Here is a 19,263-nt window from a genome sequence, read left to right on the forward strand (position 1 = left end):
GTCTCTCGTAGTGCTCGCGATCGTGTGGGTCGTTCTCGAGGCCGACTTGTTCGGGTCCAGCAGCACCCGCCGCCGCCTCCTAATCCGCCCCCGGCACCGCCACGATCCGGTTCTGGTACGCCCACACGACCGCCTGAAGGCGGGAGCGCACGCCCAGCTTCGGCAGCATGCGAGCCAGGTGCGACTTGACCGTGGACACCTCGACGACCAGCTCGGCCGCGATCTCCTCGTTCGACATGCCCTGGGCGAGAAGCATCAAGACCTCGCGCTCACGAACAGTCAGGAGGTCGTCGGCCCGATCGCCGGTGACCGGCTGCAGACTCCGCCTCGACACGAACTCGCGCAGTACCCGGCGCGTGAGCGCCTGGTCGACGGTGCCGTTCCCGGCGGCGACTTGGCGCACCGCCCGGATGATCACGTCAGGGTCGGCGTCCTTGAGCAAGAACCCGGATGCCCCGGCCTCCAACGCCCCGAACAGGTAGTCGTCGAGACCGAAGGTCGTGAGGATCAGCACCGGCACGACCGGGTCGGCGTCCGGGCCACACAGTTCGCGCGCGACCTCGATCCCGTTCCGCACCGGCATGCGGATGTCGAGGCACGCGACGTCGGGTGCGGTGCGCCGAGCGAGTTCCAGCGCCTCTCCCCCGTCGGCGGCAACGGCCACCACTTCGATGTCGGGCTCAGCACCGAGAAGCGCGGTGATCCCGGCGCGCACGAGCGGCTGGTCGTCAGCGACGAGCACCCGGATCATGCCGACACCCCCAGGCCCTCGTCCTCAGCGGCAAGCGGCGCCTCACGGGTCAGCGTGAGCTCGACCAGCCATCCACCGTCGTCAGTCGGCCCCGCCTGAAGCTGAGCTCCGACGAGGTCGGCCCGCTCCTGCATTCCGCGCAAGCCACTACCCCCAAAAGACGAGGTCGAGGCGGCCGGCGTAGCAGCCGGTCCGTTCTCGATCCGAATCGTGACCTCGGCCGAGTCGAGATCGTCGATGGTCACCCTGACCAGAGCCCCCGCGGCATGCAGGGCGGCGTTCGCGAGCGCCTCCTGAGCGGTTCGGTACGCGGCGAGTTGGGCAAGCGGTCCGACACCGCCGGCGACGTGCGTCTGATCGCCGACGGTGCGGATCTCGAGCCGCACATCAGAGCGGAGCGCGGTCCGCTCGACAAGGTCGAGGATCCCCGCGACAGTCTCGACGGCCCGCTCGGCCGGGGCGTCGTCGCGCAGCAGTCCGACCAGTCGGCGCAGGTCGTCGAGAACGGCCGTGCTCTCTTCCCGAACCTGCCGCACGCCCTCGTGGGCCCGCTCCGGGTCGGAGTCGATCTGACGGTCGATCACGGCGGCCATCAGCGCGATTCCCGAGAGGTGGTGCGCGGCGATGTCGTGCAGCTCGCGCGCCATGGCGGTCCGTTCCCGCGACACCGCCGCGTCGATCCTCGCTTCCTGCTCTCGGCCGATCGCCGACGCTTCTGCGGTGCGGGCTGATCGCTCGTCACGACGCGAGCGGATCACGAGGGCCACGAGCAGAGGCAGTCCGACGGTCCCGGCCGCCTGCAGCAGTCCCTGCCCCAGGGCCGCCGCGAGCGGCGCATCGGCCCGAAGGATCCCACCGGTCACCTCCGCAACGACAACGAGGCCTGCCGTCGTGGCGAGCGCGGGCCAGAGCACGCCGAGCCGCACCCGGACTACGGCGAGCGCGACGGAGACGATGACGGCGAGTTCCGCCAGAGTGTGGAAGTCCCCCGGCGAGACGGCGGATCCTGCGACCGCGAGAAAGGCGACCGCCACCGGCGTCGCTCGAAGAGTGCGCCCCGAGGCGAGGAGCGCCGCGGCCTGGGCGAGCAGCACGAGGGCGAAACCGATCCACTCCCCGCTGAGGGGTGCAGGGTACGACCCGACCGGCCCGACCTCGTCGACCCGGTCGAGGGCGGGCAGTCCGACGAGGAGGCCGATGGAGACGAGTGCCGTGCCGCTCGCAACGGCGACGGTCGTTCGTCGCCGGCGTGCGTCATCGGAGGTCATCGGTCGATCCTACGAGTCGGGCCCCGGCGGCCGTCGGTTCGTCGTCGCGGGCGGGGTCGTATCCCAGGCGACCCCGTGTGATCACCAGCAGCAGGGTCGCGCCGATCGTCGACAGGATCGCGAGGCCGATCAGCATCGTCGAGGCGGTGATGCCGGGATACATGTCTGCCCAGAGCGTCGAGATGGTGTTGTTCACACCGACGTGCAGCAGCAACACCAGCGGCAGGCTCTGCCCGGTGCGGTTGAACACCCAGATCATGATCACGTTGAACGTGATCGTGAACGCGATGAAGACGAGAGGGTCGGTCCAGGGCGCGGTCGGCCAGCCGCCCCAGTCGCTGAGGTAGAGGGGCATGTGCCAGAGGGCCCAGAGCGGTCCGAGCACGGCCGCGGCACCGAGGGCGCCGAAGCGCGATTGCAGGCGCGGCAGGGCGAAGTCACGCCAGCCTGGCTCTTCTGACAGCCCAGTGGAGAAAATTTGCACGATCAGGCCCGGCACCAGGGCGCCCAGCGCGAGAGCCGACGGCGCCTGCACATTGCCACCGGAGAACGGCAGCCCCGACAGCACGATCAGAGCGGGCACGCCCACGAGAGCCAGCGTGTACCAGTACCAGCCGACCCGCCACCGCCAGAGCCGGCCGACCCAGCGTCGAAGGCCCGGACGCCCGTCGGCGACCGCTGTCACCAGGAAGGCGCTGCCCAGCGGCCCGAGGAGTGCTCCCGGAAGCACGCCAGAAAACTGAGCCGACCCGAGGAACTCTGCAAAGTGGATGTTCCACACCCCGAGCCCGTGCGGCGAGAGGATGTACGGCACCCACGCCAGCCAGCTCAAGCCCAGCGCAAGGGCGAAGAAGCTGACGAGGGGGCGCCGGGCTATGACTCCGCCGATCCCTCCTCGTGCACGGGCTTCCGTGCCGGTCTTGGGGCGGTTCTCGATGATCGTCGCCATGATGCCTCCGTTCGTCGGGTGGCCCGGAACGACCACACCCCAACGCTAAGAACGGGCCGTCGCCCGAACGACCGGCAAAAGAACGCACGGCTGAACCTTGCGTCGAAAGATGCAAAGGATCCGACGCGCCGTCCAGGCAGACATCTCACCTCGGTACTCGCGGCACTTCTCGCTCAAGGGGCGTAGAGCTAAGTGAGGGTCAGACGTGCTGACCGAAGAGAAGCGGGATGAACACATGGCACATGGAGTAGCAACCGTCTGGGTTCCTGTGACGGATATGAAACGAGCGGTTGCGTTCTACCGCGACACTCTTGGACTCGAAGTGAAGAACGAAGACACCGACTGGTCGGAGCTCGACGCGGGCGGCCTCATGATCGGGCTCAACGGCCGCGAAGACGCCTCGGTGTCGTCGTCGGGTGGCGCCGTCATCTCGTTCCAGCCCGACGGCTCGATCGAAGACGAGCTCGCTCGCCTGAACGACCACGGCGCCGACATCCAGGGCGAGATCAGTGAGCACCCGTGGGGGCGGATCCTGCCCTTCAAAGACACTGAAGGCAACGACCTGCAGCTGTACTCGCCGCCGCAGGGCTAGCAGCCGACGTCACCATCGCCAATGCATGTAAGCCGGCAGTAAGCCCGAGGCTGGCCTCCGTGTAAGAGACCGATGAAGGTCTGGCAAACAAAGAGGCCCTCTTCGCCGCACTAACGTGCGCCGGAGAGGGCCTCATTGTTTGCTGTTTGCTTAGCTTTTTTCCCGTGCAGCTAGCACGGCGAAGGGCTCAGTTTCATGCCGAGAAGGTTTTTCGGCCCACGATCGTGAGCGCTAGCGCGACTGCGCCGAGGACCGCCATGAATAGGCCGAGGATCAACCCGCCGGAGAGACCGAGCAGCAAAGCCCCGACCAAGCCTGCGGCGAAGATTGCGAGGTTGAACGCCACAGGGAGGAATGAGTTGGCAAGGTCCGATTGGGAACCGCCTGCGATGGAGAGTGCGCTTTGTAACTGAGGGGACGCGCCCCCGAATGCCAACCCCCAGAGCGCGGCCGCGAGTAGCACTGCAACCGGGGATGCGTGCTCGGTGACGAACACGGCGGCCGCGATGATGAAGGCAACGATGCTTGCTTGCAGCAGCAGCCGGGGGTGATGGTCAATCACAAGGGCAGTCACGATGACACCGCCGATAGAGGCGACCCCGTAGACAAGGAGCACGAGGTCCGGGGTCAGGCCGCTGCCGCTGTCACGGAGGAACGGTGCGATGTACGTGTAGATGGTGTTGTGGCCGAGCATCCAGACGAAGATCACCAGGAGCACGATCGGGATGCCCGGCAGCAGGAACACCCTTGCAAGAGGTTGACGGTGGGCCTGGGGTTGCCCTGATAGGCCAGGCACGATGACTGTTATAACCCCGACGAGGATGATCCCCAGGGCGGATAGTCCGGCGAATGACCAGCGCCAGTCGAGGACGCCGCCGACAAAGGAACCGAGCGGGGTGCCGAGGGCGAACCCGACCGGTGCGCCCGTGGCGACGACCGCCAACGCCAGACCGCCACGGTTGGGCGGGCTGATGCGGCGTCCGTACGCGGCGAGCATCCCCCACAGGATGCCAGTGAAGGCACCGCCGACGAACCGGGAGGCCAGCGAGATGACGACGTCAGACGACAGCGCGGTGACGGCGTTGGCAAAGACAAGCCCCGAGAGCGCTCCTAGTAGTAGCGGCTTTCGTCGGAAGCCCTGCGTGTAGGTGATCGCAGGAACGGTGACGACGACCGTTCCCAGAGCCCAGACGCTGATGAACTGTCCGATGACCCCCTCGCTGACACGGAGGTCGTGCGCCATGACGGGCAGCAAACCGGCGGGCATGGTCTCTGCGGAAAGCAGAACGAATCCGATGGCCGCTAACGAGATCAGGGAGAGCCACGGCATCCGATCCCGGGTCGCCGGTGTGGCAGCCGAGGGGGCCCGGGCAGGTATGGAGGTGGTCACTTCTGTCCCGTAGCTAGAGGCGGATGAGGACTTTGAGGGCCTCGCGGTCGTCCATCAGCCTGTAAGCGTCGGCGATCTGATCGAGGGGCATCTCGCGGTCGAAAACACGGCCGGGGTCGATGGTGCCGTCAAGGACCTGAGGAATGGCGGCCTCGAGGTAGGCGCGGACGGTCGCGGGCCCGCCGGTGAGGGTGGCGTTCTTCCCGAACAGAGAACTCATCCCGACTGCGGCTTCCTCGTACTGGGGCACGCCGACGCGGCTGATGGTTCCTCCGGGTCGGACGATGCCGACGGCCTGTTCGTAGGCAGGCATGTGCCCGACCGCTTCGAGGACGACGTGCGAGCCCTCGCCCCCGGTGATGTCCATCACCTTGGCAACGCCCTCATCACCACGCTCGGCGACGACATGGGTGGCGCCGAATTCCCGACCGAGGTCCGTGCGGTCGGTGTGGCGGCCCATGAGGATGATGGTCTCGGCGCCGAGCTGCTTCGACGCCAGGACGGCCGAGAGGCCGACGGCGCCGTCACCGATGACGGTGACGGTCTTCCCCGGCCCGACGTCGCCTCGGATGGCGGCGTGATAGCCGGTCAGGTAGACGTCCGACAGGGTCAGCAGGGACGGCATGTACGACTCGTCAGTGCCTGCGGGGATCTTGACGGCGGTACCGTCGGCTTCGGGGACGATCAGCTTCTCGGCCTGGGTGGCGGAGGGAGCACCGTCGAAGAACCCGCCGTGGATGCAGGAGGTGGTGATGCCGTCCTGGCAGAAGGCGCAGGTCCCGTCCGACCAGGCGAACGGGACAATGACAGTGTCACCCACAGAGAGGGTCGTGACATCGTCTCCGACCCCCTCGACGACGCCGATGGCTTCGTGGCCCATGCGGCGACCCTCGGGGGTCTCTTCGAGGTCGTGGTACGGGTGCAGGTCCGACCCGCAGACGCACGCGTAGGTCACACGGATGAGCGCTTCGGTGGGGTGCTCGATGACGGGGTCGGGGACCTCGACGACGCGGACGTCGCCGGATTTGAACATGAGGGTGGCTTTCATCGCTACTTCTTTCGATCGTTCCGCTGGTGACGCGGTTGCTGGGTCTGTTCTGGGGGGGCGGCGCTCAGGCGGCGCCGTTGTAGTCGTCGTCGCTGATCTGCTCGAGCCAGGTGGTGGTCTCGGCGGGATCGTCGGCGGCTTCGAGGATGGCGATGTGCTCCATGAAGGTGTCGCCGCTGGAGGCGTGGAAGTGTTCCTCGCCGGGGGCGATCGAGATGGTCTGCCCGGGGTGAACGTCGACGACGTGTCCGTCACGGGTGCCGAACCGGGCGATGCCTTCGGTGACGTGCAGGAACTGGCCGCGGGCGTGGTGGTGCCACGCCGTCCGGGCACCGGGTGCGAACCGAACCTTTGCCACGGTCACTCGCTGGTCGTCGGTCTGGGGTGCCACGATCGGGTCGACCCACACCTGACCGGGGAACTGCGCTTCGGGGTTGAGGCTGGTTGGTTTCTGCGGCTGGATCTGCATGAGGGCGGTTCCTTACTTGTCGTCGGTGAAGAGGTTCTTGGCGACGCCCATCGCGGCCATTCCGCGCGGCCAGCCGGAGTAGAGCATCACGTGGGTGATCGCTTCGATGAGTTCGTCCTGGGTGACGCCGTTCTCGACGGCACGGCCGAGGTGGAAGCCCAGCTGCTCGGTGTTGCCCTGCGCGGTCAGGACCCCGACGGTGACGAGGCTGCGGTCCCGGGCGGACAGCTCGGGACGGTTCCAGACGTCGTCAAAGAGGACATCGTCGGTGAGGGCGGCCATCTTGGGGGCGAAGTCGCCGAACATGGCGCGACCGCCACCGACCTGCTTTTTCTGTTCCGGCATGACGCTCTCCTTCTCCTCCTAGAAACCCCGCGTTCGGGGCTCATCACTCAGCCAACGCGGGACGGGAGCGGAAAGGAATGCCCTGCTGTGACGTGTACTGAGAGGGCACCCCTCCCCCGAGGTGGCCACAATGGGGTCATGGCACGCATCCTTGTGACAGGCTCCGCCGACGGTCTCGGCCGGGCAACCGCAGACACTCTCCTCGCCCAGGGCCACGACGTCATCGTCCACGCCCGAAACGCCGACCGGGCCAAGACGCTCATCGACTTCGTCGATCGTGGCGCAGCCCTGATCATCGCTGACCTCTCAAAGCGGCGGGAAGCCCTCGATGCCGTCCATGGGCTGAACGACGTCGAAGCGGTGGATGCAGTTATTCACAATGCCGGCGTCTACTCCGGCGCGGCCGTCATCCCCGTCAACGTCGTCGCCCCTTACCTCTTCACCGCTCTGCTCCGCACACCGACGAGGCACGTCTATCTCAGCAGCGGTATGCACCGTGGCGGGCACGCCGATCTCGGCCGGCTGGACTGGGACGGTGAGAGGCCTTCGGGCAGCTATTCCGACAGCAAGCTGCTTGTGACAACCCTCGCCCTGGGCGTGGCCCGACGGTGGGCCCCCGCGGTCCTGGCGAACGCGGTGGACCCGGGATGGGTGCCGACAAAGATGGGAGGCGCTGGCGCGACCGATGATTTCGACCTCGGCCACCAGACGCAGGAACGACTCGTCACCGATCAGGGGCTGACCGTCACCGGGGGTTATTGGTTCCACGGGCAGCAGCAACAGCCGCACCCGTCCTCGCAGGACCCTAAGGTTCAGGATCAGCTGCTAGCGGCCCTCGCCGGAGCAACTGGGATAGAGCTACCGCGTCGCTGACTCTTGACCCTCGGCGGTCTCGGAGGCCCGCATTGGCGCATTCCACGACGCGAGCAGCCGCAGCCGATCGGCGGTAGTGGACCCGGGCTCGGCTGTGTAGACCATGAGGACTAGACCTGGGTCTGCCGTGATGACGAGTTCTTCATAGGAGAGGATCAGTTCCCCGACCTCGGGGTGGTGGAACCGCTTCGTCCCGGACCCATGCGAGCGGACGTCATGGGCGCCCCACAACTCACGGAACGTGTCACTGCGCGTGGACAGTTCCCCGACGAGGTCCTGCATTTCGCGGTCGTGGGGGTCCCTTCCCGCATCTGCCCGCATGACCGCGACGCACATACCTGCGAACAGCTCCCAGTCAGGGTAGAAATTGTGGGACTCGGGGTCCAGGAACTGGAACCTGGCCAGGTTAGGGACGCCCGCCCCGTCACCGATGACAGACGTGTAGAACGCCCGAGCCAACGCGTTGGTTGCCAGGATGTTCTGCCTTTGATCGCGGACGACGGCAATCCCGTCCGTGATGACCGACAGAACCTGTTGCAAGCTCTGGCGGTGCACCTGATGAGAGCCTCGCCGCCCACGTGGCCTGGCCGCGAGACTGTCCCCGTCCGCGGCCCGCGCCAGATCAAAGAGGTGGCTTCGCTCGGGGTCCGTGAGCTGCAAAGCTCGAGCGACCGCCTCGAGGACACTGGAAGATGCGCCGGCAATCATGCCGCGTTCCAACCGGGCGTAGTACTCCACGCTGACCCCGGCAAGCGTGGCGACTTCGCCCCGGCGAAGGCCCTCCACGCGACGACGCCCACCCGCAGCAAGACCAGCCTGCTCAGGGGTGAGCCGTGCCCGCCTGGACATTAGAAACTCGCGAACGTCCTCTTTGTTATCCACAACCCAGACACTACGACGGGCGATCAGGACAAGGCACTCCCTGACAGGGAACGGCTTATCGCGCAGACTTGTAAAGATGCAATTTGCCTCCGCACTAGGCGAGGCGCGAGCCCGCTGCTTCGGTCTATACGTCAGAGCAGTGCCACCCTTTAGCGATCGGTGACTAAAGCACCTATGAGCGGGTGAGCTGTCTGACCCTTAGTGACTGCCGCCGTTCCAAACCACAACGGCGGAACCCCGTTTTGTTTCAACATCCTCGGGGCCCTTTTCATCGTCATCGTGATGGCCGTCGTCGTCTTAGGGCAGAGGCGCAAGTAGAGGTCACCTCGCCTCGAGCGGGGTTCCGGGCAGAGAGAAGCCCTCGACGAGCCCGGGGGCTACGAGTCGGGGGCTACATGCCGCCGGGTGAGGGGGGTCACTGGCGGCTCCCTACCGTCCTGGGGGCAGAACGGTGACGCCGACAGTACACGGGCCGTGCCCGGTCAGTACGGGGCGACAGAGGTCATCACGTGGCCCTCGGGGAGCGTCGCGCGGGCCTGCGCGATCGCGTCGGCTGGGGTCGCCGCCTGCACCTCGATCACGGCCGCCGCGGCGGTGGTGTCGCCCTTGGGGCGGTGTCGCACGAACCACGTCACGACGTCGACGTGACCCGCGCCGACACCGGCCACTCCTCGGGCTCGGGGTGCAAGGAGCTGGTGAGGGCTGACAGCTCGTCCTCGTGCTGGATCATCCACGCGACGGCGCTGTTCAGGCTGTCCGTGCGGCGTAGCCACGGGCGGCCGCCGGCGTCATCTCGGCCGTAGGCACAGCAGTGGTAGACCACGACGCCGTGCTCGGTGCGGCTGAGGACGTAGCCGAGCGGGGCATCACGGACACGGCGAACCTGCCACACCCCGAACGTGCCTGGTGCTGGCGGGACTGCGAGCGGGTGCGATGGGATTGGGCGGCGCAGAATCATCGCCGCCGCTTCACCTGACCCCTGAACTCCCACAGCGGGATGGTACGTCTGACCTCCGACGCCGAGTGAGTGTCAGCCGGCGTCTTAGGGTGAGCCCATGAACGAAGAGGGTGCGAACCGGCGTATTGGCTGGCAAATGACACTGCTTCGTTCAATCGAAGCACACGCGAAAACCATCTCGGAGGTAGACATAGCTCCCGCCGGCTCCGAACTCGCCAGCGACGATTTGAGCTTGGCCCCGCATTACACGAGCCACCTGGTCACGTTCTGCCTCGGGATTGCCCATGACGCTTTCCACACCGCACGAATCATCTGTGACACCGAGAATGGCAACCGGATTCCCTTCATCGGCTTGTACCCGCTTCTTCGCACCGCGATGGAAGCGTCGGCACTATGCACCTGGGTCTTGGCTCCAGACCCCCAGTCGGAGCGTCTGCGCCGATCTCTTGGCGCAAGGTGGTCCGATGTTATTCACGACGACCAAGCCGTTCGAGCAACTCTCCCCGCATCTTCGCTCGACGACAAAGAAGAAGCCTCGTCGAAAAACAGGCTCCTCAAAGAGAATTCAGCCAAAGTCCGTGCGCAGAAAAGCGAGCTTCGAAAGCTTGCAGAACGGCTTGACCTCGTAATCGAGGAGCACCGTGGAGTCCCAGGATTTGGCCCCATGTTCGATGACATTGCTGCTGACGTGAAGCTGCCCCTCGGCGAAGTCCGCGGCTCGTGGCACTTCATATCTGGCCTCACACACCCATCTCTTTCAAGAGCGACCGCGCTATCAGACATTAGGCGAATGTCGGCGTCAGTCGACGGAGTCTTCAAGGCGCGAATGACGGCAAACTCTGAGACTGTCGCTTTGGCCCTCGACGCTGCGCTGGTTGTCTATATCCGAGCCACTGGTTTGGTCGAAAAAAGGGGCGGACTCAGAAACATTTCCTGGCCTCAGCCCGGGGACATCAACCCGGCTCCGGTATGGAATGACACCACGAGCCAATCCCCATCGCAGGCCCACCGCGGGGCCTCTTTCCACCGCTGACCACTGTCTGCCGCGGCGGGTTTGAGACACACCGCGTGGAGTAGGCGGCAAATTGACCTGTGGATAACTTTTTTGGAAAATAGACCTGTGGATAACTTTGTGGGGGACGCAAAAAAGACCCCCGCAAAAGCGGGAGTCTTTTTCACAGTTTTCGACCCATATTCCGGCAAGAATCCCTGGGTCGAGTGTTCGGACTAACAAGTTCACAGTACACGGGCTTGCCCCCAAAGCAGAACTTTTTGGCCTTGTGTTTTAGCTCTGCTTCCCAGTCGTGGCGCGGGATTTGAGGCTGGAGCCGTGCCCCCCGAAGGGGCTTCGAGAGAGCCTGTATTTGTCAAAATAGTTGAGCATGATCAGCCAATGTGGTAGGACCCTTCGATGCCTCATTTATCAAAGGTTTTGACGTGCGAGCGGGTGAATCCAGGAGTTGCGACACGCCCGAGAATACAAAAATCGCTGTGGAGAACTACAACGATGTAGTTCCGAACCATGATCCCGCTGTCGAGTGTTGGTGGCGCCGCTTAGGATTAGAGCACCTGACCAACAGGTCAGTCACAGTTCGCAACCTGGCATTCCGGCAGAATCCCACCAGGTTGCTCGGCTAACGAACGGATGGCTATGTCCACCACCGCACCGCAGGAGCCCTCGCGCTCCTTGACCGCACTCGCCGCCTGCCTTCGAGAAGTACGTCTAGTTGTGCCCATGCTCGCTGCCGCGTCCGTAACCGTATGGGAGGCGTTCGGGCACTAGCCCCAGCTTGTTCGCGCTGGAATCGCTGCCTGCTCAACAATGGTCGCCCCCGGGCGGCCATTGTTGTGCGACGGAAGAATCAAACTCCACCTTTGAACGGCATCAATCGTGGTCGCGGGATGCACGTACCGTTCGATAGCCGAGTAGCTATCGAGACGACCCTTTCATCGAGTACTTGGCGGGTGGCGAACGCTGATCTGCCCTAGCGTCTATCTCAGGCATCGTCTCGATGCTGAGAGGCAGAGTCATTAATGCAACCCATCCCTCCGCCTACGCGCACGCTGCCCGGCTTTGCAGACCGCCGCGGTCGCAGCGGCGAGATGGGCTTTGGTCCCGGTAAAGACCGATAAGTCGAGTCGAAAGGGCCTTGGAGCCGTTGCATCCAGGCTTGACGCGGTCTTGTCCATCAACCCGACCCTTGATCTCCTCGGTGTTATGCTCACCGCCGTGGGATTGGGAGCGTCGGCTGTTCAGCGCGAAGCCCGGGAACAGATCGCGGCGCTCTTCAATGCTGATCATGAGGTCGTCTTCACAGCCATGGTCCGGCATAGTGAGGCCACTGCCCAGGCGACCAGGGAGCGGGGCCTTCTCGTGCACGAGCTCGACGAGCAGGTTCGAAAAGGGCCCAAATGGCACGAGATTCGACGTGGCGACGCTAAAGCGCAGTCTCAGGCACCCCGGAGTGCGTCTTCCGTGGCAGACGATCTGCAGGCTGTAGCTCAGGAGATCGTGTCGCGTATGAGCGCTGCTGAAGCTCTCGAGGTCACGGCATGAGCGACACCCCTGATAGGTCTATCCGAGGGCTGGCGCCTCGCGGGGCGACCCCCGACTTCTCCCGGCTTCAACGACGCAACCGCATCACCCCCGCGGAACACGTTTTTGAGGCGATCCCCGATGCTCTCCCTGTCGAGGTGGCAGCACCCGAACGAGGGCCGCTGGCGCCAAAACCGACCGCACTTGTGACCAGCGAGAGGGATCGGGTGGCGATGTACCTGGACGGGCGTCTTCGTGCCCGGGCACGGGAGGCGTACCGGGCGACCAGCCACCTCGAGGGAGACAAGAACTGGTCCGATTTCGTGGAACGGGCAATCCTCGCGGAGGTACTCCGACGAGAAACAGTCCACAACGATGGCCAGACATACGCTGGCGACACCACACCGCTCTCTCCCGGCCGGCCACTCGGATAGACCCATCTTGTTAGCAGAACCGTTGTCTTAGGGACTGAGGAGTCAAAAACTACATCAGCAGTTCCCATTGTTGAATGGTGTGACCGAGACACTCGGCATGGTTCTGCATGCTTCGGGCATGACAAAGGCGGCAGTAGCCCTAGGCTCCTGCCGCCTTCTTGCGGACTTGGACGAGGTTATGTTTAAAAAATCGGCTTCAGTCTCGGCGGACCCATGACGGGACCGAGATTCATAAGTGGAGCTGCAGTCTCGCGAGTGCAGACCTGTTCTAAATCGATGCAGCCGCGTTTATCCAAACCACGCAGAGGACAGTGACGACTACAAGCACTCCTGAAGACGCAAGCGGTACCCAGGTCTTGCTTGATCGTCGTACCTGAAGAATCAATGAACCAACCACCGTAAACAAAGTACAGAATATTAAAGCCGAAATAAAAATTACATTGGTTTTGTCCACTACCGAATAGTCGCATTGCTTGCCGGTACCGGATCCAGGACCGCATCCAGTAAAGGCGAACGAACTAGTGACGAGTTCGTAGGCGCAAACCACTGAGACGAAAAGCTGCAGAACGCAAGCCCCCACGAATCTGCTAAAGCTGATTCCCGGAGCGGGCGGTTTTCCGTCGAGTGCTGAGTTGTCTTTCACGAGTCCGTCCATTTGCTTCTTTCAATCACCCGTAGAGGAAGGAGACGATGTAGTCGTGCATCCTCTTCCCTTGGGCCTGTGTGCCGTAAGAGCCGTGGATTGTTGATCCCTTGCTGGTGAGGTTCGTTTGGCAGAAATAGTCACCTGCGTAACAGTAAGAACGAACGGATTGGTAGAGCTTCGTCGTGCTTAGCCCAGCTCCCGCCCTGGTTCCTTTCCAGCCGTCCATGCTTCCCCTCTTCCGCATGATGTTCAGCAGGCCCTGGCCAGTTCCACTGCCCGCAGCGTCGATTGCCTCGTCTCTGTAGTACGTCGGGTCACCCTCGAGGACAACGGCTGCAATCTTGTCCGTCACAGACTTTCCGAGAATGGATGACGTCGGACTGCTCAAAACGCGGCCGATCACCTGGGCGCCTTGCGAGTAACCCGCAAGAAGAATGTTCGAATGTGGGCACCTTTTGGCCAGAGCTTTCAAAGCGCCGACCAGGTTGCTGGTCCCGTAGTTGAGACTGTCCGCGTAGCCAAGCGAAGACAGTGATGGGGCAATGTTCGCCGGATACTTCAACGATTCGGCGTAGATGTAGAAAGTCGGGTCACGAAGGAATTGCGTGACGAGAACGCCTAGCCGGCCGTAGCCACCGCTCGCGTAGGCGTATCCATCGGCGGTCAGTGTCTTGCTGCCCTTTCCTTCATTGGACCCTCTGACGATGATGAGAGTGGCAAGCCCGCACTCGGGTCCGGTGATCCCCTTCGTGCTAACAACCGGCTTACGTGCCCTGGTTGAACTTGTCGAATTTGAAGATACCGCGGCGGCATCAGGGTCAACCGTTGCCGTAAACGACCACCAGGGGGTGCTCACGTTGGCTGTTGCGGTTTTGGTGTTGTTGGGTCCACTTATGTCCGCGTGCCAGTAGTAGGTGCTGCCTGCATTGAGCAGTCCACTCGGAATGGCAAAGGGGTCGAAGGTTGAGTCGGTAGTCAGGATGGGGGCGCTGCCATCGGGGTTGCCTGAAAGGCTAAATTTGGCTTTCACATTCTCGGCAAAAGGTGCCGCGTCTGTGCCAATGGTTAGGGTTGGCGTGAGTGAATTTGAGTTCGCTCCGTTGGGCAAGCTTGGAATGATGTTCGCTTTGGACCAGTCGCCGGAACCAAAGTCGTAATCAGCCTCTCGCGTTCGATCTAGAGAATCACTGCGGACACTCGCCGTGATGTGATGGGCGCCAGGTCCGGCGGCAATGCTTATATTTTTCGTGGTTGTGACCTGGTCCGAGAGCAGCACGTCGTCTTGGTCTTCACCGTCGACAACGAGGGAGAGAACCCCATCACCCATGGAGACTGGCGGGGCGACGACTTGGCATGCGGTCGTGGTAGTGATCGGTGCTAGTGACCAGTAACCGTCGGTCGCGGGACTGTTGCAGCTGATTTTGGGCAATGGAATGTCTTGGTACCAGCCCTGCACGTCGAGAACAAAGTTGACTGCATCTGTCGTTTTATTTCGGATGACAACTTTTCCGTTGTCTCCTAGGGGGACGGTAATTGTGTTGGTTCGAATGGAGTTCGGGGCGTAGTTAATCGAGGTTGTTGCAGGCTCCGTGTCTCCGTCTGCCCAAACCCGCGCGTAGCCGCCTGCCGTCAGTTGCGGCCGCAACGCTGTGATGCTTAGGACGACTGCGCTGACACCAGATCCGCTGACGGGGACGCCTCGGACACCGGCCACTTGCACTGCCAGGGTGTCGCCGCCTGCTATAGCCGTGTTCGGGCTTACGCGGGTGTCGAGAACGCGACCTGTTCCAGGAGTAAAAATTCCTCCTTCTTCACTGGCTGTGAAGAATCCCTGTATGTCGACCCAAAGGTCGATAGTGGACGAGGCTGCGGCTGGGTTGGAAATTGACATTTGGCCGTCAGCACTCAGGGCGACTTGGGCTCCGATGCCAGTCTGAATACCGTTTCCACCGGGGTAGTTCAGGGACGTGTTCGGACGAGATCCTCCCGTTGGGAAGGGTGTTACGTAACCCGCATTGCTTCCGCGGTTTGTCACGGTGATGTTAATGGCGACCGCCGACGCGTCGATTGGCACAGAAGCAGTTCCGCCTACTTGAAAGGCGATTGTGTCCCCGGGCGCCAGCCTGGCTTTGGTCACTCCCACCCCGGTGGCGGTGTCGAGGATGCGTTTCGCGTCGACCGGTACGAAACCACCCGGCGCAATGCCCGAATCATCGGATGTGAAGTAGCCTTGAAGATCGAGGTAAACGGTTTCTGCGGTCGCTGATTTGATCTGCACTGTGCCGTCTGAGGCCACGGCGAGAATGGCTGTGTTTGATGTGTTGCCGAGCCCCCCGCCGCCGTAGATCAGCATTTGGGTGGCTGCCTCATCAGCAGACGGGCGACCGCTAAGGACACCCTGCGCCGACGGGTTCGCAACCGTAGCCATGAGAGAAACGGCAGATACTTCGTCCGTAGGGATGTTTCCCTTCCCGGTGATCTGAACGGAAGTCCAGGTGTTGGCGCTGAGCTTCGTACCGAAAACGCGACCCTGGCTCGGGACAAACTGGCCTCCCGTACCTGTTTCGCTAGCTGCTTGAGCAGGATCGGCAGTAGAAACAAAATTCGAGCTGATGAGCACGGCTGAAACAGTGAGAGCAACAACTGCCCACCATTTCGGCGCGCGACGAATAGACGGACTGAACCGCATGGCTTTCCCCCAAGTAAGGCGCCACTTCGAACATGGCGAGATAGGGGAGACAGTATCCAACGAGGTCTCCAAAGCGCGACTTAAATGGGCCAGAAAGGCATAAGTGCCCCCGCTGGCGTGGTGTCCCTCTCGTGGGGAGGCAGCAACGCGATAAGGCTAGTTTCTGTCCCTTCTGTTGTATTAGCGTCCTTAGACGCGGTCGCGCAAGGTAGTAAAACCGACCGAGGTTTTGTGTCTCGTATCCCTACGGTTCTGATCCGTCCCACCGGCCGACTTCCCGACCGCGCTACATCGGGGCCTCTCGTGTCCCGCAACCATGTGCCGAATGCCGTCGGCCGAATCTTGTTGCGGTCGACGGTTATGGGATTGTCGCCGCAGGTGCGGGTCCAGTCCGGGCGGCATGAGCGTTCTGGTGTCGGTAGAGCGTCGGTCGGCTCCACCCCACGAGGCTGGCGGCTTTCTCGGCGGTCTTTCCTTCGGCTCGAGCTGCGGCCACAATTGCGAGTTTCTCGGCGACCACGGCCGGGTCAATCTTGGGTCGGCCGAACTGGGTACCCGCTTCTTGAGCGACGGCGACGCCAGCTCGGACTCGTTCAACGATGAGCTCGCGTTCGTACTCGGCGAGGGTGGCGAGCATGTTCAGCATGAGCCGGCCGGTCGCTGTGGCTGGGTCGATCCCGTCAGAGATGGAGCGCACCTGGATGCCTCGATCGCGAAGTCCCGAGACAGTGTTGAGGACGTCGAGCAGGGAGCGGCCGAGCCGGTCGATCCGCCAGACCACGAGGGTGTCTCCGTCGGTGGCGTGCTCGAGCAGCTGCCGCATCCCGGGCCGGTCGGCAGCGTTCTTTCGGCCCGATGTGACGTCGGAAAAGATGTCCCGTTTTTCGACCCCTATAGAGAGGAGCGAATCGATCTGAAGTTGCGGGTCCTGGTTGGTGGTGCTGATCCGGGTGTAGCCGAGAAGCCTCATCCGGCCATCATGTCTCAGAAACCCCTAGATACAGGTCGACACGACGAAAAGTGGTGAGACAGCATTGCGAGACAATGGCGCGGTCCGACGTTTCGGGTCAGATGCGGGGGAGTGGCGTCGACCCTCACCGACCATTGGTGGGCAGGTGAGACGTCTCGAAAAACTGAGATTTTTGAGACACACCCTCTGTTCCTGCAATTTACGAAGTCGCTTCGTTTTCGGCTGCTGTCGACGCCGCCGTCCCCTTGCTGCCATCTGCGTTGTGGATCAGTCCGTATGGCGGACTCAAGGGATCGGCGGAATACGTCACGACGATGTCGGTAGAAACGAGTTCGGGCGGTTCGTTGTCGACAACAATGATTTGCGCGGTCGGATGTTCGTCAAGCCATTTCTGCATGTGACCGTAGATCCGCTCGACAATGCTCTCGTGGTCGGCCAAGATCCACGCCGATTCATCGTCGTTCAGCGCACGAGTGACGCTTACAGGTCGTAGATTTTTTTGCGGACTATCGATTAGAAGAAAACCGGGGTGTCCCTCGCCTGTCTCGACAGACATCTCAAAAATGGTCAGCTGCCATGCCAATGCGATCAAGGTCATAGCTCCAGAAGAGCCGACGAGGTCGTATCGGCGGTTGCGAACCACTGGAACTAGGTTCTTCTGAAGTCTTAGTTGCTCGACCTTGGGATAGCCAAATGCCTTGAGGGTCGCTTCGAGGCGCTCTGACAGGCCCGCGAGGAGGACATCGCGCGGTTGGTGCGTTTGCTCGAGACTGCGTTGGCGGGCCAGAGCTTCTTTGAGACTGGCCTCTGCCTGCCGGACTTGATTTTCTCTTTGCTGGAGTTGCAACGCGTTTCCAGTGCCATGCGGTGCGAGCGGGCGTTCCGAAAGGCGGTCGGCACTTCGGGGCTCGATAACAACCTGGCGCTTCGAGATCAAGTTCTCGTGGAACTCATCCGCAATCTGCTGACTGGCAAGCGGTCCGAAAACGAGGCGCTCTCCGCGGGCCTCCGCCACATTCGCCACGCGCACCGGTCCGATGGCTGATCAGCACGCGCTCGTCGACGAGCGCATCGGTCTCCTCGGCGATCCGCACGCTGACTTGCAATGAATCTTGCTCGAGGTCCGGAATCTCGCCCGCGCTAGCGTCCGGTAAGCACCCTCGGTATCCAGACACATTTCTGTCGGAACCGCTTCTACAGCCGGTATCCATATAGCAATACTAGCTGTATGTAACTAAGCTACTTATATCAATGGTGGGTTGTTCAGTCCTCTAGACTCGCACCCAGTCACCGCAGACCAAACCTCGAAAGGTGGTGACTCCATGGTGATCCTGACAGGATTCTGAAATGGCGATGCCGTCCTTCATGTCAGTCCAGATCAGCGCAATCCGAACTCTCCCCACGGGGGGGCATAAGTGCGTGATTGCGGGTACCGGCTTCCTAGTCAGTCACGAAGACGACATGTACCTCGTTACGAACGGTCACATAGTGACGGGTAGGCACCGGCTGACTGACAACTACCTCGGGTTGCCGGCTCTGCCTGACTTTTTAGAGGCAACGTTTCCTATCTCGGGGGTTCCGCTAGGCGAGACTGGTTCGTCGCCAATTGGCACTCGAACACAGAACATACCCCTCTACGACGAGAAAGATCGGTCGCTCTGGCTCGTCGATCCTAGGTTCGGACGCCGCACGGACGTCGTCGCTATACCCCTTAGCGGACTCCATAAGCAGCGACTCACCCCGCAAGTACCAACGCTTATCCCCTACTCGATGGCAGACAGCGTGCCTGTGTCTGACCTCGAGCCAGCGCAAGACATCAGCGTCGTGGGGTTTCCTTTCGGACTGACTGCGGGCGCGCGATCAGCCATTTGGGTTCGCGGAACTGTGGCGTCCGAGCCTTGGGCAGGCTTCGAGGGAGATGCATGCTTCCTTATCGATGCTCGCACCAGGGAAGGCCAATCTGGTTCGCCTTGCATCGTCCCCCGGTCATCCGAGGAGGGCGCTGCCGCCGCAGACGAGATCCCGTGGCGCCTCGTCGGGATATATTCCGGACGTACTGACTCCGCCTCCGACCTCGGCCGAGTGTGGCCGGTTTCGGTTCTATCAACCATTCTCGACGTTCGCTCTCGGGACAAAATGCAACTCATCTGACGCGCTTCGGGTGTGAGAATTACGCGAGCGACGAACGACCCGCTCATGAGGCAAACAGCGGACAACCAGCCTCCCCAGCACAATTCACGAGGCCCAGCTCCGCTCACCAGGACATACCCGAGCGGGACGGCTTTGTGCCGGCGGACCTGCCAGGCGCCCTCGGATCCCGGTACCGGCGGGATCGCAAGCGGGTGAGCGGGAATGGGGCGGCAAGGGATCCGCTCGACGCTTTCCCCTGGACCCTGCACATCCATGACCGGGAGCGTAGGAGTGCCCCCCCCCCCCCCCCCCCCCCCCCCCCCCCCCCCCCCC

At 62.7% G+C, this 19,263-nt stretch carries 19 protein-coding genes; 6 read left to right on the top strand and 13 right to left on the bottom strand.

Annotation, left to right across the window (positions count from 1 at the left end; all coding sequences use genetic code 11):
- Positions 1 to 79: 79 nt before the first annotated feature.
- From ASF54_RS13505 to ASF54_RS13515, 3 genes are read right to left on the bottom strand one after another with little or no spacing between them, the layout of a single operon-like run.
- A complete protein-coding gene (locus tag ASF54_RS13505) occupies positions 80 to 751 on the bottom strand; it encodes a response regulator (RefSeq protein WP_055964168.1) in 672 nt (223 codons plus the stop codon).
- Positions 748 to 2,019: a sensor histidine kinase gene (locus tag ASF54_RS13510; protein ID WP_055964172.1), complete on the bottom strand. Its 1,272-nt coding sequence runs from the start codon at positions 2,017 to 2,019 to the stop codon at positions 748 to 750. Before ASF54_RS13510 ends, ASF54_RS13505 begins: the two co-directional genes overlap by 4 nt.
- Complete coding sequence (locus ASF54_RS13515; protein ID WP_235481081.1) at positions 2,006 to 3,004, bottom strand: type II CAAX endopeptidase family protein; 999 nt, start codon at positions 3,002 to 3,004, stop codon at positions 2,006 to 2,008. Before ASF54_RS13515 ends, ASF54_RS13510 begins: the two co-directional genes overlap by 14 nt.
- A gap of 199 nt (positions 3,005 to 3,203) precedes the next feature.
- On the opposite strand from ASF54_RS13515, the gene ASF54_RS13520 reads away from it, so the two are divergent.
- Positions 3,204 to 3,560 (top strand): VOC family protein, encoded by a 357-nt coding sequence (locus ASF54_RS13520; RefSeq protein WP_055964175.1) that lies wholly within the window; start codon positions 3,204 to 3,206, stop codon positions 3,558 to 3,560.
- 193 nt (positions 3,561 to 3,753) lie between these two features.
- Here ASF54_RS13520 and ASF54_RS13525 read toward each other — a convergent pair whose 3' ends face one another.
- From ASF54_RS13525 to ASF54_RS13540, 4 genes are all read right to left on the bottom strand, one after another.
- A complete protein-coding gene (locus tag ASF54_RS13525) occupies positions 3,754 to 4,890 on the bottom strand; it encodes an MFS transporter (RefSeq protein ID WP_084816294.1) in 1,137 nt (378 codons plus the stop codon).
- Positions 4,891 to 4,963: 73 nt separating this feature from the next.
- Complete coding sequence (locus ASF54_RS13530; protein WP_084816295.1) at positions 4,964 to 5,998, bottom strand: zinc-binding dehydrogenase; 1,035 nt, start codon at positions 5,996 to 5,998, stop codon at positions 4,964 to 4,966.
- Positions 5,999 to 6,062: 64 nt separating this feature from the next.
- The gene (locus ASF54_RS13535) at positions 6,063 to 6,467 is read right to left on the bottom strand and encodes a (R)-mandelonitrile lyase (RefSeq protein WP_055964181.1); all 405 of its coding nucleotides are present in this window, start codon (positions 6,465 to 6,467) and stop codon (positions 6,063 to 6,065) included.
- Positions 6,468 to 6,479: 12 nt separating this feature from the next.
- The gene (locus ASF54_RS13540; RefSeq protein ID WP_055964183.1) at positions 6,480 to 6,812 is read right to left on the bottom strand and encodes a carboxymuconolactone decarboxylase family protein; all 333 of its coding nucleotides are present in this window, start codon (positions 6,810 to 6,812) and stop codon (positions 6,480 to 6,482) included.
- 138 nt (positions 6,813 to 6,950) lie between these two features.
- Between ASF54_RS13540 and ASF54_RS13545 the strand changes: the two genes are divergently transcribed.
- On the top strand, positions 6,951 to 7,685 hold the full coding sequence (locus ASF54_RS13545; RefSeq protein ID WP_055964186.1) for an SDR family NAD(P)-dependent oxidoreductase: 735 nt from the start codon (positions 6,951 to 6,953) through the stop codon (positions 7,683 to 7,685).
- Here ASF54_RS13545 and ASF54_RS13550 read toward each other — a convergent pair.
- The 3 genes from ASF54_RS13550 to ASF54_RS13560 form a co-directional block, all read right to left on the bottom strand.
- Positions 7,671 to 8,567 carry a helix-turn-helix transcriptional regulator gene (locus tag ASF54_RS13550; RefSeq protein ID WP_055964189.1) on the bottom strand — a complete coding sequence of 299 codons (897 nt, stop codon included), beginning with the start codon at positions 8,565 to 8,567 and terminating at the stop codon, positions 7,671 to 7,673. The genes ASF54_RS13545 and ASF54_RS13550 overlap by 15 nt on opposite strands.
- Positions 8,568 to 9,049: 482 nt before the next feature.
- Positions 9,050 to 9,202: a hypothetical protein gene (locus ASF54_RS13555; RefSeq protein ID WP_157510196.1), complete on the bottom strand. Its 153-nt coding sequence runs from the start codon at positions 9,200 to 9,202 to the stop codon at positions 9,050 to 9,052.
- Positions 9,199 to 9,459, bottom strand: a complete 261-nt coding sequence (locus tag ASF54_RS13560) for a hypothetical protein (RefSeq protein WP_055964195.1) — start codon at positions 9,457 to 9,459, stop codon at positions 9,199 to 9,201. The genes ASF54_RS13555 and ASF54_RS13560 overlap by 4 nt, the downstream gene beginning before the upstream one ends.
- A gap of 163 nt (positions 9,460 to 9,622) precedes the next feature.
- On the opposite strand from ASF54_RS13560, the gene ASF54_RS16500 reads away from it, so the two are divergent.
- From ASF54_RS16500 to ASF54_RS17045, 3 genes are all read left to right on the top strand, one after another.
- Positions 9,623 to 10,558, top strand: coding sequence for a hypothetical protein (locus ASF54_RS16500; RefSeq protein WP_157510197.1), 936 nt, complete (start codon positions 9,623 to 9,625; stop codon positions 10,556 to 10,558).
- Between the two features lie 1,149 nt (positions 10,559 to 11,707).
- A complete protein-coding gene (locus tag ASF54_RS13565; RefSeq protein WP_157510198.1) occupies positions 11,708 to 12,082 on the top strand; it encodes a hypothetical protein in 375 nt (124 codons plus the stop codon).
- A 212-nt stretch (positions 12,083 to 12,294) separates the two neighbouring features.
- The gene (locus tag ASF54_RS17045; RefSeq protein WP_442855792.1) at positions 12,295 to 12,495 is read left to right on the top strand and encodes a ParB family protein; all 201 of its coding nucleotides are present in this window, start codon (positions 12,295 to 12,297) and stop codon (positions 12,493 to 12,495) included.
- 668 nt (positions 12,496 to 13,163) lie between these two features.
- On the opposite strand, the gene ASF54_RS16505 is transcribed toward ASF54_RS17045, so the two are convergent.
- The 3 genes from ASF54_RS16505 to ASF54_RS16510 form a co-directional block, all read right to left on the bottom strand.
- On the bottom strand, positions 13,164 to 15,890 hold the full coding sequence (locus tag ASF54_RS16505; protein ID WP_162237137.1) for a cutinase family protein: 2,727 nt from the start codon (positions 15,888 to 15,890) through the stop codon (positions 13,164 to 13,166).
- A gap of 298 nt (positions 15,891 to 16,188) precedes the next feature.
- Entirely contained in the window at positions 16,189 to 16,800 is a 612-nt protein-coding gene (locus ASF54_RS13575) for a recombinase family protein (protein WP_055964203.1), read from the bottom strand.
- 199 nt (positions 16,801 to 16,999) lie between these two features.
- Positions 17,000 to 17,830, bottom strand: coding sequence for a hypothetical protein (locus ASF54_RS16510; RefSeq protein WP_162237138.1), 831 nt, complete (start codon positions 17,828 to 17,830; stop codon positions 17,000 to 17,002).
- Between the two features lie 335 nt (positions 17,831 to 18,165).
- On the opposite strand from ASF54_RS16510, the gene ASF54_RS17050 reads away from it, so the two are divergent.
- Positions 18,166 to 18,951 (top strand): trypsin-like peptidase domain-containing protein, encoded by a 786-nt coding sequence (locus ASF54_RS17050; RefSeq protein ID WP_442855793.1) that lies wholly within the window; start codon positions 18,166 to 18,168, stop codon positions 18,949 to 18,951.
- The last annotated feature ends 312 nt before the right edge of the window (positions 18,952 to 19,263 follow it).

Source organism: Frondihabitans sp. Leaf304 (assembly GCF_001423105.1).
Taxonomy (GTDB): Bacteria; Actinomycetota; Actinomycetes; order Actinomycetales; family Microbacteriaceae; genus Frondihabitans.